The 16761-nt window shown below is 63.4% G+C and carries 12 protein-coding genes and 4 tRNA genes; 7 read left to right on the top strand and 9 right to left on the bottom strand.

The genetic code is table 11. The features are described from left to right. Positions 1–20 precede the first annotated feature (20 nt). Entirely contained in the window at positions 21–776 is a 756-nt protein-coding gene (locus C486_RS12350; protein WP_008456599.1) for a DUF5781 family protein, read from the top strand. Positions 777–1038: 262 nt separating this feature from the next. Here the strand turns inward: C486_RS12350 and C486_RS12345 are convergent, their stop codons facing one another. After that, positions 1039–1647 carry a 30S ribosomal protein S7 gene (locus C486_RS12345; protein ID WP_008456598.1) on the bottom strand — a complete coding sequence of 203 codons (609 nt, stop codon included), beginning with the start codon at positions 1645–1647 and terminating at the stop codon, positions 1039–1041. 2 nt (positions 1648–1649) lie between these two features. After that, the gene (locus tag C486_RS12340) at positions 1650–2078 is read right to left on the bottom strand and encodes a 30S ribosomal protein S12 (protein ID WP_004267302.1); all 429 of its coding nucleotides are present in this window, start codon (positions 2076–2078) and stop codon (positions 1650–1652) included. A 211-nt stretch (positions 2079–2289) separates the two neighbouring features. Between C486_RS12340 and C486_RS12335 the strand changes: the two genes are divergently transcribed. Continuing rightward, complete coding sequence (locus C486_RS12335; RefSeq protein ID WP_008456596.1) at positions 2290–2943, top strand: 4-vinyl reductase; 654 nt, start codon at positions 2290–2292, stop codon at positions 2941–2943. Positions 2944–2997: 54 nt separating this feature from the next. Here C486_RS12335 and C486_RS12330 read toward each other — a convergent pair whose 3' ends face one another. The 7 genes from C486_RS12330 to C486_RS12300 all read right to left on the bottom strand — a co-directional run bounded on the left by C486_RS12330 (position 2998) and on the right by C486_RS12300 (position 13033). Next, on the bottom strand, positions 2998–4509 hold the full coding sequence (locus C486_RS12330) for an aldehyde dehydrogenase family protein (RefSeq protein ID WP_008456594.1): 1512 nt from the start codon (positions 4507–4509) through the stop codon (positions 2998–3000). Positions 4510–4842: 333 nt separating this feature from the next. Continuing rightward, positions 4843–5268 carry a NusA-like transcription termination signal-binding factor gene (locus C486_RS12325; RefSeq protein WP_049888042.1) on the bottom strand — a complete coding sequence of 142 codons (426 nt, stop codon included), beginning with the start codon at positions 5266–5268 and terminating at the stop codon, positions 4843–4845. 3 nt (positions 5269–5271) lie between these two features. Beyond that, entirely contained in the window at positions 5272–6468 is a 1197-nt protein-coding gene (rpoA2, locus tag C486_RS12320; protein ID WP_008456589.1) for a DNA-directed RNA polymerase subunit A'', read from the bottom strand. After that, complete coding sequence (locus C486_RS12315; protein WP_008456588.1) at positions 6461–9388, bottom strand: DNA-directed RNA polymerase subunit A'; 2928 nt, start codon at positions 9386–9388, stop codon at positions 6461–6463. The genes rpoA2 and C486_RS12315 overlap by 8 nt, the downstream gene beginning before the upstream one ends. A 3-nt stretch (positions 9389–9391) precedes the next feature. Beyond that, the gene (gene rpoB / locus C486_RS12310; protein WP_008456586.1) at positions 9392–11221 is read right to left on the bottom strand and encodes a DNA-directed RNA polymerase subunit B; all 1830 of its coding nucleotides are present in this window, start codon (positions 11219–11221) and stop codon (positions 9392–9394) included. A gap of 3 nt (positions 11222–11224) precedes the next feature. Further along, positions 11225–12805, bottom strand: coding sequence for a DNA-directed RNA polymerase subunit B'' (locus tag C486_RS12305; RefSeq protein WP_008456584.1), 1581 nt, complete (start codon positions 12803–12805; stop codon positions 11225–11227). Next, positions 12806–13033 carry a DNA-directed RNA polymerase subunit H gene (locus C486_RS12300; protein WP_006184006.1) on the bottom strand — a complete coding sequence of 76 codons (228 nt, stop codon included), beginning with the start codon at positions 13031–13033 and terminating at the stop codon, positions 12806–12808. 323 nt (positions 13034–13356) lie between these two features. Here C486_RS12300 and C486_RS12295 point away from each other — a divergent pair. The 5 genes from C486_RS12295 (at position 13357) to C486_RS12275 (ending at position 16553) form a co-directional block, all read left to right on the top strand. Next, positions 13357–13429 (top strand) — tRNA-Asp (locus C486_RS12295). A 4-nt stretch (positions 13430–13433) separates the two neighbouring features. Then, a tRNA-Asp gene (locus C486_RS12290) sits at positions 13434–13506 on the top strand. Positions 13507–13882: 376 nt separating this feature from the next. Continuing rightward, positions 13883–13955, top strand: a tRNA-Asp gene (locus tag C486_RS12285). Between the two features lie 4 nt (positions 13956–13959). Continuing rightward, positions 13960–14032, top strand: a tRNA-Asp gene (locus C486_RS12280). A 394-nt stretch (positions 14033–14426) separates the two neighbouring features. Next, complete coding sequence (locus C486_RS12275; protein ID WP_008456582.1) at positions 14427–16553, top strand: bacterio-opsin activator domain-containing protein; 2127 nt, start codon at positions 14427–14429, stop codon at positions 16551–16553. The last annotated feature ends 208 nt before the right edge of the window (positions 16554–16761 follow it).

Genomic DNA, 16761 nt, shown 5'->3' with positions numbered 1-16761 from the left:
GCCTCTTGCTAGGGCTACACATGGATATCCGCGTACAGGGACCGGGTCCAACCTCTCCATTCCTCAGCGCCCGCGACCTTTTCGAAACCGAACAGGACCTCTCGCTGCCGGTTCACGTCCGTCTCCGGGACGATCCCGACGAACGGACCTGGGCCGCCCACTACGACGACCACCACGTGCTGAACATCTCGAGACAGGCTGCGTCGTCAGCTATGGCCCGCGAACTCGCGCTCCACGAGTTCGCCCACATGGCCCGCCACGAACAACGCCACCCCTCTCACACCCAGTCGACCGAAGAAGTCCTCTACCTCGCGTTAGCCGGCAAGAGCGTCGAACGGCGCAAGCTCTCCCACTGCTATCAGATCGCCAATCACATGAAGGACATCTACGCCGACGACATCACCCTCTCGGTCGGCCCCGGCGAGAAACTGCTGTCCTTCCTCGAGTCCAGCCTCGCGGCGGCGGTCGCCGATCGACCCGAGACCCCGTCCCGCCCGGGATTCGAGCGACTGTCCGCGAGCGCCGACCCTGAGATCACGGCGGTAAACGCGGCCTTCGCGCTCGCGCTCGCGGAACGACACGACCTCGTCGACGAGGACCACCGGCTGTACGATCTTGCGTACGCGGCCGCGATGGACGCCCCCGAGATCGACTTCGAGGGGTTCAAACGCCGCTTCCGCGAGCTAGTCCGGGAACCCGATACGAGCACCTATCGCCAGGTGCTCGTCGACGCGACGCGTTCGTACGTCGGCGGCACGAACCGCGCCGCGGACTGAGAGATCACACTCCGATCGAGAGCGGGCGGCTCCGGCAAGTGTGTTCGACGGACCCGAGGGACGGGTTGCCTCGAGCGACCCACTCTCGAGCGGTGAGCGAGCGGCCGAGAGACGACCGTGCCCGAAAACGGTTCGATGAGAGGGGCTACTTCCGTCACTGCACACTTCATCGCACGACGGCTAAAAGACTGATATGTCAACCGGTTGGGGTGATCCTATCGAGAACGGGAAAAACGACCGCAAATCGAATCGATGAGCCGCGTTAGCGGGCGGCTGCCGCGACGCGCTCTTTCTCTTCTTTCTGGCTGACCGCGTAGGTCTGGACGTCGTAGTTGGCCGCGCCGATGAGCTGGTTGGCGATGGCCTCCTCGATGTCCGTGGTGGTCTTGAACGAATCGTTGTAGACGCCTTCCGCGAGGAACTTCAGCGACTGGTCGACGCGGCGCTGCGGGGCGACGTCGACGGCCTTCGGGACCGAAATCCCGCCGTATTTCAGGCGGACGGTCTCCTCTCGGGGAGCCGCGTTTTCGACGGCCGTGACGAGCACCTGGATCGGGTTGTCCTCGGTCCGCTCGTGGATGATGTCGAAGGCATCACGGACGTAGTTGAGCGTCTTCTGTTTCTTGCCCGTGTTCTCCTCGGTCTGCATCAGCCGGTTGATGAACCGCTCGACGATGGAGATCTGAGACTTCTTGAACTGCTTGCCGGCGTGGCGACCCGCGGTGTGAGCGACGGGGGTCACCGTAATATAGCGCTCGGTCGAGGGGTCGGCGTACTCGAGGTCGCCGAGTTCCCACGTGCCGAAGAGCTTCGCCGAAACGTCCGCGCCACCGGCCGGGGCGTCCGGATCCGGTTGATCTTCTGCCGCCATGATTATCGCACCGGTTTTTCCGCGTTACCGCGAACGAGTTCCTTCAGCGCGACGCCGTTGACCTTATCGACCTTGTAGTTGACACCGGAGAGGTCGCCCATCGCACGACCCTTGGCCCCACCGATCCCGGCGATGGTGACTTCGTCGTGTTCGTCGATGAACGAGATCGCGCCGTCACCGGGACAGAACGCGGTGACCTGCTTGCCGTTCTTGATCAGCTGGACTCGGACGCACTTCCGAATCGCCGAGTTGGGCTGTTTGGCTTCGATGCCGACCTTTTCGAGTACGATACCGCGGGCCTGGGGCGCACCCTCGAGCGGGTCGGACTTCTCGCGAAGTCCGCGGGCGCGGCGCGCGTAGTCCGAGTCGGACCACCGCTGATTCTGGCGGTCCTTCTTGAGCTTGCGCGCGGCGTATTTGCCGTTTGCCATGGGCGTCGCTATCCGACGAAGGCACTTAAGCGACCCGTTTCGAGTCGGCGTTACGGCGTGAGAGCGGTCGATTGGGGTCGGCGAAGGAATCTGAGCGGGTTTCGCTACCGCGGAACAGCTCTCGGGCTGTCCGAGCGGACGGGCCGCCCGATATCAAATCGTATAATTAACTAGGAGTTATAAGGTAGGTGGGTCGTATTTTGTATCCGTTATGGCTACAATCGAGACGGTGTTCGTGACGACGTCCTGGTTCAAGCGACTCATCGGTGGGTCCGACGACGAGTCTCAGTCTCCTGATGAGTTACCGACGGTCTCCGATCGTATCGGGTTCGATGGCTCGCTCGAGGACGCAGAAGTGATCGGTCGAAGTCCCCTGTCGTACGTCGCCGCGGGTGAGTCGATCTCGTCGTTCGTTGGGAAACAGATCGCCAACAAACTCGCCGAACACGGACTCGAGAATATCGAACCCGACGAGTGGTACTCGCTCAAGATCCCGCTCGCCATGTTGTACGACATGCGCGATGAGTACGGGTCCTTGCGAATGCAGAACATGGGGCAGAACGTCCCCCAGCACGTCGAGTTTCCGCCGGAGATTTCGGAGGTCGATAGCGCGCTCGCGTCGATCGAAGAGGCGTATCACCAGAACCACCGCGGCAGCGAAATCGGGTCCTACGAGTTCGAGACGGAGGGACCGAACGAGGGAGTGATGGTCTGTGAGAACCCCTACCCGTGTGAATTCGACAAGGGCCTCATCAAGGGCGTCGCGAAGAAGTTCGCGAACAACCCCGTCGATGTCCAGGAAATCGGCGACCAGTGTCGCTCGGACGGCGACCAGCACTGTACGTACCACGTCGAGTGGCGCTGATCGCACGCGCCGAACTCACCGACAGCCGTTTTCCTGCCTCGAGTGTCGACCGAGTTAGTACGGATACTCTCGAGGCTCGCGCTGGATCGAGATCCACTTCAGCGTCGTCAGGGTGTCCATGATCCACTCGTCGTTGTACCGGCCAAGTCCCGACGCGCCGACACCGCCGAACGCGACGTGCGGTTCGTCGTTCAACGGCTGGTCGTTGATGTGGACCATCCCCGTCTCCATCGCGTCGGCCACGTCACGCGCACGAGCCACGTCCGTCGAGTGCACCGAGCCCGACAGGCCGTACTCGGTGTCGTTGACGATCTCGATCGCCTCCTCGTCGGTCTCGAAGGGGATGACAGGCGCGACCGGTCCGAAATGCTCGTTGCAGGCGACCGGCATGTCGCTGGTGACGCCCGACAACACCGTCGGTTCGATGAACAGCCCATCGTGGCCGCCACCAGCCTCGACCGTCGCCCCGTTCGCGACCGATTCCTCGAGGAAGCCGACGATCTTGTCCCGTTGACTCTCGTTGATGACCGGGCCGACCAGGGTCCCCTCCTCGCGCGGATCGCCGATGTGGAGTTGCGCGGCACGGTCGGCCAACCCCGCGACGTACTCGTCGTACAGCGACTCGTGAACCACGTGGCGGTTGATCGAGATACACTCCTGTCCCTGGTGGGTGAACGACCCGAACGCACCGGCGTCGATCGCACGCTCTAAGTCGGCATCCGGGAGGACGACGTGAGCGTTGTTCCCGCCTAACTCGAGGGCCGGCTCCGTATACGCGCCGACGGCGCGCTGGCCGACGCCCCGCCCGACTTCCGAAGAGCCGGTAAACGACATCACCGACGGGACCGAGTGGCCCGAGAAGTGGTCGCCGATCTCGTGACCGTAGCCGGGGACGACGTTCAGGACACCGTCCGGGAGTCCGGCCTCCTCGAAGACTCGTGCGAGCACGAGCCCGCCCATCAACGGGGTGTGCTCGTCCGGTTTGAGGACCACGCTGTTCCCCAGCGCGATGGCTGGTGCGACGACCCGGCTGGTGAGATACAGCGGGAAGTTCCACGGCGTGATGACGCCGACGACGCCGGCCGGTTCGCGCACGAGGAGGTTCTCCTTGCCGGGCGTCACCGAGTCCTTCCGGCGGCCGCCGTCGCGCATCGCCAGTCCGGCACCGACCTCCATCGTGCCTTGTGCGAGCTGGGTCTCGAAATCGGCCTTCAGCTGGACGCCGCCACACTCAACCGCGAACAGCCACTCGAGGTCGTCGGCGTACTCGCCAAGCAACGCGCACGCGTCGGAGACGATCGCGGCGCGCTCCTGTGGCGGTCGCTGGCCCCAGGCCGATTGTGCGTCCTCCGCGATCGCGTACGCCTCGTCGACGTCGTCCTCGGTCGCCGACGGAACCGTCGTCACCGTCGTCCGTGTCGCGGGGTTTTCGACGTCGATCAGGTCCCGGTCACCAGCGGGTACCCACTCGCCGTCGAGGAACAAGGCGTTCCACCCGGTCTCCGGCGCAATATCGAGTTCGTCGGCGTCTCGTCCGTCGGCGGATCGCGTACTCGTATTCGTCATACGACTCCCTCTATCGGTGGAATTTGTTTATTGGTTTGGGTATGACATTCGCGATCGATAACTACTGATAGCTATCCGTAGGGCGCATGAACGGGTCGAACGTGCGATCGATTGCGTCCCGAGACTCGCCACACATAACTATTTTGAGGGGGAACGCGCGACGAGTTCGCACGGACCGACGCGAACCGGACAAGAGAGCCACGGCTGGGCGTCCACTGGGAGTCAGGACGGGTTTCCGTCGATACGAAAGCGATCCGTTTCGATCACCGGCTGCGATCCGGTCGACCGGTGGCGAATGTGCCACAGCGGGCGGGACGAGACGCCGACTCGAGATCAGATGAGCTGTACGTCGTCGATTCCGAAATGCCGATCCGCGAGCTGCCGTGCGGCGTCGATCGTCCGCCCGTCCGTCCCGATCGCAATGCCGTGATCGGCCTCCGCGACCTCGACGTAGGCGACGGTGTCGTTGTTCTCGCTGACCGTGACGTTGTAGACTGCCGCGGGCGCGAGGACGTTCGCGACGAACGTCTCGGGCGTGTCCGCGTCCTCGACGAGGCGGACCTGTGCGTCGACCCGTTCCTCGAACCGCGTTACGGTTCGGCCGCCGGGGCCGATCGCTTCGCCCATCCCGCCGCTGGCGACGACGATCAGGAGCCGATCACCGCCCTCGGTGACGAGACAATCTCGGCCGTCAACGCCCGTCACGTCCTCGAACGCGGCGAGATACTGCCGGGCGTCGTCATCGAGGGTCACACCCATCGATCAGTCTGCCTGACCGCTGCCGGAGGTGGTCGATCCCATCCGGAGATCGACGTCGCCGGTGCCGAGCTTGATCGGTTTGCCGACGATGACGTTCTCCGTCACGCCGTCGAGGTCGTCGACTTCGCCGTGAATCGCGGCGTTGAGCAGGTGGTTGACCGTCACCTCGAACGCCGCGCGGGCGAGGACGGATTCCTTCGACCCCGAAATCCCGTGCCGACCGATCGATTCGATCTCGCCGCGGTTCGTCATCATGTCCGCGACGAGCATCAGGTGCCGGACGTTCACGTCGTCCAGCCCCTGCTCGGCGAGCGTGTTGTTCGTCTCCTCGATGATCGCCTCGCGGGCGGCTTCGATACCCAAGTTGCGGTGGATCTCGTGGATGTTGTTACACGTCGTCCGTGAGGCGTCGACGCCCTCGATCTCGAGGACGTCGCCGAAGGCCGATCCCTCGGTATAGAGGACGAACTCCTCGTTGCCGTTCTCGAGTTCCTCGCGACGGATGACGACCCGCGAGACCTCTTCGATTCCCTTGAACGTGATGTCCCGCAGCTCCTCGACGAGTTGGAGGAGATCGCGGTAGGACGGTTCCTCGGGCCCGAATTCGATCTGGGTACCCTGCTGGACCGTCTTCACGCCGAGCGAATCCTCGATGATGCCGGCGACTTCTTCGGCCGTGATCAGCCGTTCCTGCAGCGTGTCCTCGTTGAGCGAGATCTGAACGCGCATGTCCGCGACGTTCGTCGACACGTCGCCCAGTGCGAGGATCTGCGTCGCCTCGATGTTCCAGACGACCTCGTGGGCTTTCTCCCGCTCGGTGGCGTACTCGTCCTCGAGGTAGACGGTCATCATCGGCGTGTCCGGGGTCTTCCGGGCGTCGACCAGCTCGATCAGCCGTGGCAGCCCCTGGGTCACGTCGATTTCGGCGACCCCCGCGTAGTGGAACGTGTTCATCGTCAGCTGGGTGCCGGGTTCGCCGATCGACTGCGCCGAGACCGTCCCGACGGGGTCGAGGGGCTCGACGCGGGTGTCGAGATAGCGGGTCTCAACGGCCTTCGCGAGTTCGTCGGCCTCCTCGACCGTCGCGCCCTCGCGGGCCTCGAGCGTCTCGTAGACCTCGTCTTTGAGCCGCCGCGGGAGATCGGTGTCCTCGACGACCGCGATCGTGTCGTCGTCGACATCGTATGCAACGTCAGTCATCGGAGGTCACCTCCGTGCCCTCAGCGAGTCGGTCGTCGGCGTGTTCCGAGAGGTTGGTCGGCCGCGGTTTGGAACCGAGGAACTCCTGGCGTTCCTCCGCGGACTCGAATTCGGAGTCGAGCACGCGGTCGGCGATGTGTTCGACGTCGATATCGTTGTCGTCGTCGGACGAGACCTTGACCGGCGAGGTACCGTCCTCGCCGAACTCGAACTGGACGATCGTATCCGAGGTGTCCCGGACCGTGCCGTCGTACTGGGTCTCGAGTTCCGAGAGGGCGTTGATCAGCCGCCGCTGCAGGTACCCGGACTTCGAGGTCCGGACTGCAGTGTCGACCAGGCCCTCGCGGCCGCCCATCGCGTGGAAGAAGAATTCTCGCGGCGTGAGCCCGCTAGTGTAGGAGTTCTCGACGAAGCCGTGGGCCTCGGCCGAGAGATCGTTCGGTTCGTAATGCGAGAGGGTCCGATCCTCGTACCCACGGTTGATCCGCTCGCCCCGAACCGCCTGCTGGCCGACCGCGCCGGCCATCTGGGTCAGGTTGAGCATCGACCCACGCGCACCGGAGTTGGCCATGACGACGGCGGGGTTGTCGTCCTGGAAGTGCTCGTCCGCGATGTTCCCCGCGTTGTCACGCGCACGCGAGAGCGTCTGCATGATCTTCATCTCGAGAGTCTCGTCGATCGTCCGTCCGGGGAGACTCTCGAGTTCGCCGCGCTCGTAGGCCTCGATGAGCTCTTCGACGCGGTCGTTGGCGTCCGCGATGGTCTCGTCGATGCGCGATTGGGCCTCCTCGGGGATGGTCTCGTCGTCGATCCCGATCGAGAAGCCAAAGTGCATGATGGCACGCATCGCCAGCGTCGAGACCTCGTTGACGAAGATCCGGGCGCGGGTGTTCCCGTATACCTTCGTGATCGTGTCGACGATCTCGCCGCCGAACTCGCCGACCTCGTCCTCGGCGATGGTTCCCTGGAGCAACTGGCCGTCCTCGATGATGACCTCGTCGCCGATGGTCCCCGTGAACTCGAGGTCGAGATCGTCGGGCAGCAGTTCGGAGAAGACGTCGTAGCCGGTCCAAAACGGCGTTCCCTCGTCGTCGATGCCGCTGGGTTCGGGGAGTTCGTCGATCCGGGTGGCACGGAGCAGGTCGAGCGCCTGCGTCTCGTTGAAGCGGGGGTTGTCGTGTGTCAGGAGGTACATCCCGGAGATGTGGTCCTGAATGGCCCCGATGATGTTCTCGCCGAACCGCGGGGAGAGCATCTGCTCTTGGACGCGCATGAGGACGCGCGCTTCGGCGCGGGCCTCCTCGTTTTGCAGCGCGTGCATGTTCATTTCGTCGCCGTCGAAGTCGGCGTTGTACGGCGGACAGACGACGGTGTTCAGCCGGAACGTCTTGTACGGCATGACCACGACCTCGTGGGCCATGATCGACATCCGGTGGAGCGACGGCTGGCGGTTGAAGATGACGATGTCGCCGTCGATGAGGTGGCGGTTGACCTCCCACCCGGCCTCGACCTTCTCGGCGAGCTGTTCGCAGTTCTTCTCGGTCACCTTCAGCCGGCGGCCGTCGGGACGACGAACGTAGTTCGCACCGGGATGGCCCTCCGGGCCGTTCGAGACGAACCGACGGGCGTCCTGGACGTTGCGTTCGGTGACGTTCATCGTCTGGGTCATCTCCTTTGCCACGCGGTCCGGAACGCCGACCTCGTTCAGCGAGAGCGTCGGGTCCGGCGAGATCACGGTCCGGGCCGAGAAGTTCACGCGCTTTCCGGACAGCGAGCCTCGGAAGCGCCCTTCCTTGCCCTTGAGGCGCTGGGAGAGGGTTTTCAGGGGCCGACCGGAGCGGTGGCGCGCCGGCGGCGTGCCCGAGATCTCGTTGTCCATGAACGTCGTGACGTGGTACTGCAGGAGTTCCCAGAGGTCCTCGATGATCAGCTGGGGCGCACCGGCCTCGCGGTTCTCCATGAACCGCTGGTTGATCCGGATGATGTCGACCAGCTTGTGCGTGAGGTCGTCCTCCGAGCGCTGCCCGTTGTCGAGCGTGATCGACGGGCGGGCAGTGACCGGCGGCACGGGGAGGACGGTGAGGATCATCCACTCGGGACGCGACCGTTCGGGATTGATCCCGAGTACTTCGATATCCTCGTCCGGGATGTTCTCGAACCAGTCCCGGATGTCGCTGGGCATCAGCTTGTTCGTGTCCTCTTCAGTGAGATCGATATCGAGGGCCTTCTCGATCGCCTTCCGCTGACTCTCCCGCGGGCGGAACGAGCCGGACAGGATCTCGTTGACTCGAGTGAGTTCGATCTCGGTCTGCTCGGCGAGTTCGTCCGGCGTCGTCCGCTCGACGCCTTCCTCCTCATCGCCCTGCATCGCGCCGGCGATGCGCTGGGAATACTCGCTAGTCAGGACCTGCTGGACCTCGTAGTAGGTCGTCGGCTTCTCGTGGTCGATATCGTACTGGATTTCGCCACAGAACGGACACCGGTCCTTCTTGCGGGCCTGTCGGATCGCGGCCTTGGTCACGTCGTTCAGATCCCGGCTCAGTTTGCGGGATTCGTCGAGTTGGTCCCGGAACTCGTCGCGTTCGTCCTCGGTGAGGAGGAGCTTCGAACACTCCCGGCAGGTCCCACGAAGGAGCCGCCGGATGAGTTTCGTAAAGCCGACGTGGATCACGGGCGCGGCCAGTTCGATGTGGCCGAAGTGGCCGTTACAGGACCCGGAGTGCTTGCCGCAGGTCTTGCACTCGAGGCCGGGGTCGATCACGCCCAGACGGGGATCCATCAGTCCCATGTCGATGGGGAACCCGTCGTCGTCGTAGGTGTCGGCAGTGATGATCTTCGTCGCGCTCATCTCCCGGTACTCCTCGGGCTCCATGAGCCCGAATGAAAGCGAACCGATGTCTTTGGGTGTCGTGTCTTGCATGGGTTAGACGGCGTCCTCCAGTTCGAGTCGCGGTGCGATACCCAGCGCCTTCATCTCGTCCAAGAGGAGCTTGAACGCGTAGCTCATCTCGATCTCGTGGATATCGGTCTCCTCGTCGCAGTTCGGACAGTAGACACGCCGTTGTTCGACGTTTTCGACCGCGCTCATCCCACAGTTCGCACAGACGTGGATGAACTCGCGGTCGGACTCGTCGAGGAGTCGTTCCTTCAGCGTCATGGCCGCCCCGTGGCCGATGAACACGTCGCGTTCCATCTCCCCGATACGGAGACCACCCTCGCGGGCGCGTCCCTCCGTCGGCTGTCGGGTCAGCACCTGCACCGGCCCGCGCGAGCGGGCGTGCAGTTTGTTCGAGACCATGTGGTAGAGTTTCTGGTAGAAGATCACGCCGACGAAGATCTCGGCCTCGATCTTCTCGCCGGAAATCCCGGAGTACATGGTCTCCTTGCCCGCCGAGTCGAAGCCGGCGTCCTCGAGCCCCTGTCGGAGCTCGTCCTCGTCCTCGCCGAGGAACGGCGTCCCGTCGACGCGGCGACCTTCCATCGACCCGAGTTTGCCGCCGATCATCTCGAGGATGTGACCGACGGTCATCCGCGAGGGCAGCGCGTGCGGGTTCAAGACGAGGTCGGGGACGACGCCCTCCTCGGTGAAGGGCATATCCTCCTGTGGCGCGAGGTGGCCGACGACACCCTTCTGGCCGTGGCGGCTGGCGAACTTGTCCCCGAGTTCGGGGATCCGCTCGTCGCGCACCGAGACCTTCGAGAGCTTCGAACCGTCCTCGCCTTCCATGAGGGTCACGGTGTCGACGATCCCGGATTCGCCCGATCGCATGGTGACCGAGGTCTCCCGGCGCTTCTGGGGCGACAGACCTCCCATGTCGTCGGGTTCCTCGAGGAACCGCGGCGGCGACGTCTTCCCGAGCAGGACGGAGTTCTCGTCGACCGTCGTCTCGGGGTTGACAAGGCCGTCCTCGTCCAGGTGGTTGTACGCTTCCTCACCGCGGGCACCGCGGACGTCCTGGGAAGGAATCTCGAAGCGGTCCTCCTGGCCGCCCGGATACCGGCGTTCCTCGCCCTCGTAGGTCCGGAAGAAGTGTGAACGCGCGAGCGCGCGTTCGACGCTGGCCTTGTTCATGACCAGCGCGTCCTCGATGTTGAACCCCTCGTAGCTCATCACGGCGACGACGAAGTTCTGCGCGGCGGGCCGCTCGTCGTAGCCGATCTGTTCGGTCGTCTGGGTTTTGACCATCGAGAGCTGCGGGTAGTGAAGCAGGTGCTGGCGCGTGTCCGGCCGAATGCGGTAGTTCGCACTCGGCAGCCCAAGCGACTGCTTGATCATCCCTGCTCCCATCGTAATGCGGGGGCTGGCGTTGTGCTCGGGATAGGGGATCATCCCCGCACCGATCGAGAAGATCAGCGACGGATCGATCTCGAGGTGGGTGTGCTTTTCGGTCAGGTCGTCCTCGTCGACGGCGACGAGAATGTCCTCTTCCTCCTCGGCGTCGATGAACTCGATGTAGCCGTGATCGACGAGGTCCTCGAACTCGAGGTCACCTTCCTGAAGCGCCTCGACTTCCTGCTGGGAGATGCGCGGTTCGCCGTCCTCGACGACCAGCAGGGGCCGTCGGGCACGGCCCGCATCGGCGTTGACGATTACTTCGCGGGTGCGCTCTTTGACCGAGACGTTGACCATCTCGCTGACGTCGCCGATGCGTCGCGCTTCGCGGATCTGTTCTGCGAGTTCGTGCGGATCGGGATGGGTCCCCACCAGCGATCCATTGACGTAGACTTTCGCCTCTCGTTGTTGGCTGCTCATGATTTAGTCGTCCCCTGTTGCTGCCGTTCGTTCGATCCCTTCGAGGCCGGGAATGCCCTCGACCCCCATGGACGCCAGTTCGCGTTTGAGTTCCTGTTCGTCCTCGACGTTCTGGGAGAGCTCCATCGACTGCGCGAAGTTCTTCACCAGCCCACAGTTCGGCCCCTCCGGCGTCTCGGAGGGTCCGATGCGACCCCACTGGGTCGCGTGCAGGTCCCGCGCTTCGAAGTGGGGCTGCGAGCGCGACAGCGGGCTGCGGAGCCGACGCAGGTGCGAGAGGACGCCCATGAAGTCGGTTCGGTCGACCAGCTGGCTCACGCCGGAGCGGCCGCCGACCCAGTTCCCCGTGGCGATCGGGTGCTCGAGTCGCTCGGTCAGGACGTCGGACCGGACGACCGTGTTCACCGAGAGCTGTCGGTTGCGCATGTTGGCGCGCTCGAGCTGATACTTGACGTCCCGGGCCAGCTTGTTCAGTGCGGTCCGGAACAGGTCTTTCATCAGGTCGCCGCTGACCTTCAGTCGCTTGTTCGCGTAGTGGTCCTTGTCGTCGGATTCGCGCCGGCCGAGCGCGAGTTCGAAACAGGCCTCGGCCATCCGACAGAGGTAGTGGGCCTTGTTGATGCGGACGTCTTCCTCCTCGACGCCGTCCTCGTGGAGGTGGGGCAGAAGGTAGCGGTCGATGACGTAATTCGCCCGCTTGAGCTGGTAGTTTTTCCCCTGCCCGGAGGCGACGCGTTTGCCCAGTTCCTCGATGGCTTCCTCCTCGGTCTGGACCTCCGCTTCCTCCAGGTTCTCCAGCATGTACTTGACGACCTCGGGATCGTTCGAGACCTTGTGGACGATCTCCTCGTCCGACTCGAGGCCCAGCGCACGCACGAGCGTCACGAAGTTGATCGAGCCAGACACCGAGGGGAACGACACCTCGAGCAGCCCTTCGCGGTTCCGTTCGCACAACACGAGGGCGCGGTAGCCACGGCGCTGCGAGAACGTCTTGGCGACCTGAATCTCGTCGCCGTACTTGCTGTCGTATTCGGCGAGGATCTTGTTCGGCGCGAGGTCCTCGCTGGTCATCAGCACCCGTTCGGAACCGTTGACGATGAAGTAGCCGCCCGGGTCTGCGGGGTCCTCGCCGATCTCGATCAGTTCCTCGTCGGAGAAGCCGGCGATGTTACACTTGTCGGAGCCGACCATGATCGGCATCCGGCCGATCTTCGTCTCGGTCGAGTCGACGACACGTTCGTCGCCTTCCTCGCCCTTGACGATCGACATCTCCATGAAAACCGGCGCGGAGTACGTGATGTTCCGCAGGCGGGCTTCCTGTGGATAGAGCAGTTCTTCGGACCCGTCCGCCTCGCGGACGCGCGGCGTGACGACGCGAACGTCGCCCAGTTCGACGTGGACCGGCTCCTCGCCTTCCTTGTCGCCGATGTCCGTATCGATCGTCGCCTTCTCGTCGACGACCTCCTGCATCCCCCGGTTGAGGAAAGCGTTGAACGAGCGGTAGTGGTGTTCGGCGATCCGTTCCTTCGAGAAATATTCGCGCGAAATCTCTCGTCGTTTGTCGCGGTTGAGTTCCATTGCCATTTATTCTACCACGAGTCGGTATACGATCGACTGATCGGTCGTCCGCGAGTCGCGAACGATCTTGATGACGTCACCGATCTCCGCCTCGTCCGGCAGAGCGGGATCGTTGCGCTTGATCTTCGGTAAATCTGTACGGTCGATGTTGTATTCCTCGAGCACGTCCTCGAGGGCCTCTTCCTCGAGAACAGTGTGCTCCGGAACGAGTTCGTGTTGGCTTACGTCTACCATGTATTGGGTTGGGTGTGCGTGTCGGCTATTGGGAGAGAAGCGGCTGTCACGAGATACTACAGGCAAGTAGCGGCGGGAGGCATTTAACCGTTACTAACTCGACGCACAAGCAGGGCTACCCGGCCGGTCGACCGAACCGGAGCCGTCGATCACACTCGAGAATACCCGGTTATCAGTTATATTCCTTGTGGGTCATGCAATGCGGTATCACGAGTCGAACCGAAGTCCGGGTTCGAGAGAGGTCGTGGCGAGACTGACCGTACCACACGGAGTTTGATTGAAAAGCCTTAATGCCGTGACCGGGAAAGGAGGAGTTGCAGGTGGCCCGGGTGGTGTAGTGGCCCATCATACAACCCTGTCACGGTTGTGACGCGGGTTCAAATCCCGCCTCGGGCGCNTGGCCCGGGTGGTGTAGTGGCCCATCATACAACCCTGTCACGGTTGTGACGCGGGTTCAAATCCCGCCTCGGGCGCTTCTTCCGCGACCAACTTCGACGAGCACCGCGTAGTACCTACTCGTCATCCGTGAGCAGTACCGACGAAATACGGGATTCGACGCGGGGAGTGGACCGAACGCAGTGAGCGAACCGACCGTGGTTCAAATCCCGCCTCGAGCGCTTCTTCCGCGACCATCTCCGAGGATACTGCTCGCGTGTCCGTGACCGACTGGCTCACCGGCTGCTTCGAGTGGGTTTGAGTCATGATCTAGATAGAAACGACGCATCGAGGAGAGTAGCCGCCGTTAGTACGATGGTCGTTTCACGAATGGTGGTTCTGTCAGTAGAGATTACAAACGACTACAGAGCAAAACCCTTAATACTATCACCGGGAAAAGAGGAGTTGCAGGTGGCCCGGGTGGTGTAGTGGCCCATCATACAACCCTGTCACGGTTGTGACGCGGGTTCAAATCCCGCCTCGGGCGCNTGGCCCGGGTGGTGTAGTGGCCCATCATACAACCCTGTCACGGTTGTGACGCGGGTTCAAATCCCGCCTCGGGCGCTTCTTCCGCGACCCACTTCGACGAGCACCGCGTAGTACCTACTCGTCATCCGTGAGCAGCACCGACGAAATACGGGATTCGACGCGGGGAGTGGACCGAACGCAGTGAGCGAACCGATCGTAGTTCAAATCTGTCTCGAGCGTCGTCTTCCGTGACTGCCTCCGAGGATACTGTGTCGCGTGTCCCCGTCGTCCGTGTGCGAAACCCACGGGACCGAGGGTCGAGTCTCCGAGCCCGTCACCGCACACCCCCTTGTCCGACAGCCGTGCGATCAGTGTGTGAATCGTACGTGCGCATTATGTTCAGTCGTTCGACAGAGAGGAGTGTGAATGCTAATCGTTTAGTGTCTCGTTACGCATCTCTCGAAGAACGGGATTCTCAGGGGCGGAACAAATGACTGGTCAAATTACTGTACTCATCGTTGATACCGACCCTCGCTTTACCGACCTCGCCGGGGAGCGACTCGAGCGCGAGCGCGATTCGATCGTAACTGAAGCGGCGACGAGCGGCGCGGACGCGCTCGAGGCGCTCGAGCACCGCAGCGTCGACTGTATCGTCAGCGACTACGAGCTGCCGGAGATGACCGGGCTCGAGTTGGTAGAACACGTTCGCGATGACGATCCCGCCCTCCCTTTTATTCTCTTTACCGGTCGGGGACCGGAAGAGATCGCCAGCGAGGCGATCGCTGCGGGCGTCACACAGTATCTCCAGAAGGAGTCGGACAAGAAGCAGTACGCGCTGTTGGCGAATCAGATCACGAACGCCGTCGACCAGTACCGCACGCAGACGGCGCTTCGGGAGAGCGAACGACGCTACGAGCGGACGCTGACGACGTTACACGAGACGACGCGAGACCTGATGCGGGCCGAAACGAAAGACGAGATCTACCAGTCGGCCGTCGAAACGGCAAGCGAAATCCTCGACATCGCGGTCGCCGTGGCCTATACGTTCGAGCCGACGGCCGGCGTTCTCGAGCATGTGGCGTCGACGCGGGGGTCGCCCGAGTTGGGCGAGCCGGCGACGACGATCGAGCGGGGCGACGGGCTGGTCTGGAACGTCTTTTCGGAGGGCGAAAGCACCTACTACGAGGACGTGACACGCGAGAGGTGCGTCGAACCGGAGGAGGCGATACGCCGAAGCGAACTGATCGTTCCGCTCGGCACCCACGGTGTCCTGGTCGCGGGCTGTGAGGCCATCGACGGATTCGACGAGACGATGGAGGAACTGCTTCACATCCTGGCGGCCAACACCGAGGCCGCGCTGGATCGGGCCGAGCGCGAGCAGTTGCTGCGGGACCACGATCGAACGCTGACTCGGCAAAACGAAGAGCTGACACGGCTCAATCACACGAACGAGATCGTCCGCGAAATCAACCACGGCGTTGCGCAGGCGTCGACGCGTGCCGCGATCGAGGAACGGGTGTGCGATCGTCTCGCCGAAACGGACCGGTACCGGTTCGCCTGGATCGCCGCGAGCGACGACGAACCGCCCACGCCGACGGCGTGGGCCGGAATCGATGCGACCTACATCGACCGGATTCGCGACGACGGCGGGCAGGCACCCGAACTCGAACTCGTCCGCGACACCCTCGATGCCGGGCAAGAGCGACTGATACACGACGTTCTCGATAACGAAACGTGGCAATCGCGACGCACGGAAGCGCTGACGTACGGCTATCAGACGGTCCTCGGCGTGCCACTGCTCGCCGACGAACGCCGGTACGGCGTGCTCGTGGTCCACGTCTCGGGGGCCGATTCGGTCGGCCAGCGCGAGCGGGCGGTACTGGCCGAACTCGGGGAGACGATCGGCCACGCGATCCAGTCGGTCGAGCGGACGCGGGCGATAGTGGCCGACAGCCGACTCGAGCTCGAACTCGACGTGGCTGATTCGCGGTTGCTGCTCAATCGGCTGTCGTCACACGTCGACGCAGCACCCCCGATAACGCTCGAGGGCGTCGTCGACCGCGGCGAGGACGGGGTCGTCCTGTTCGTCAGCGCGCCGGCGACGGCGACGCTCACCGGGCTCGAGGCGGACTGGGCGTCGATCGAAACGCTCTCGGTCATGTCCGACGGCGAGGACGCGACCCTGTATGAACTGACGGTCGCGTCAACGCCGTTTCTCGATGTCATGCGGGCGTACGACGTGCAGGTGCGGATGGCGACGGCCGAGGGCGGGAGCGCGACGCTCGTACTCGAGGTGCCACAGAGCGTCGAGACGCGATCGGTGGTCGAGGCGATCAAAGACGAGTATCCCGAAACGGAACTGCGGGCCAAACGGGAGACGACGCACACGCGGTCGGCGCGACGGCTCGATACCGACCTCGCAGAGCGGCTCACGGACAAGCAGTTCGAGGCGTTGCAGGCGGCTCACTACAGCGGCTTCTTCGAGTGGCCCCGCGGGAGTACGGGAACGGACCTCGCGGACGCGCTCGGCGTATCGCCGCCGACGTACCACTATCACTTGCGGGCGGCCGAACGGAAACTCGTCGCGTTGGCGTTCGACGGCGCTTCCACGTCTTGAGACCGACCGTGGACCGTCCCGCGGTCACGTGGGTCCAGGTTCACGTCATCACGGAGACGATCGATCGGCCGTCCGCTCTCGAGACACACGGCCTGTGCAGCCTGCGGAAAACGGCCGGAACTACGAGTGCTGTGTTCGCCGACTCGCCGCTCCGTACTAATTAATTAGTAGCCGTCCGTTCGCACCCACTTACTACCTAGAAGCCATA

It is taken from the genome of Natrinema gari JCM 14663 (assembly GCF_000337175.1).
GTDB classification, from domain to species: Archaea; Halobacteriota; Halobacteria; order Halobacteriales; family Natrialbaceae; genus Natrinema; species Natrinema gari.
This window is presented reverse-complemented; position numbering and strand designations above follow the sequence as displayed.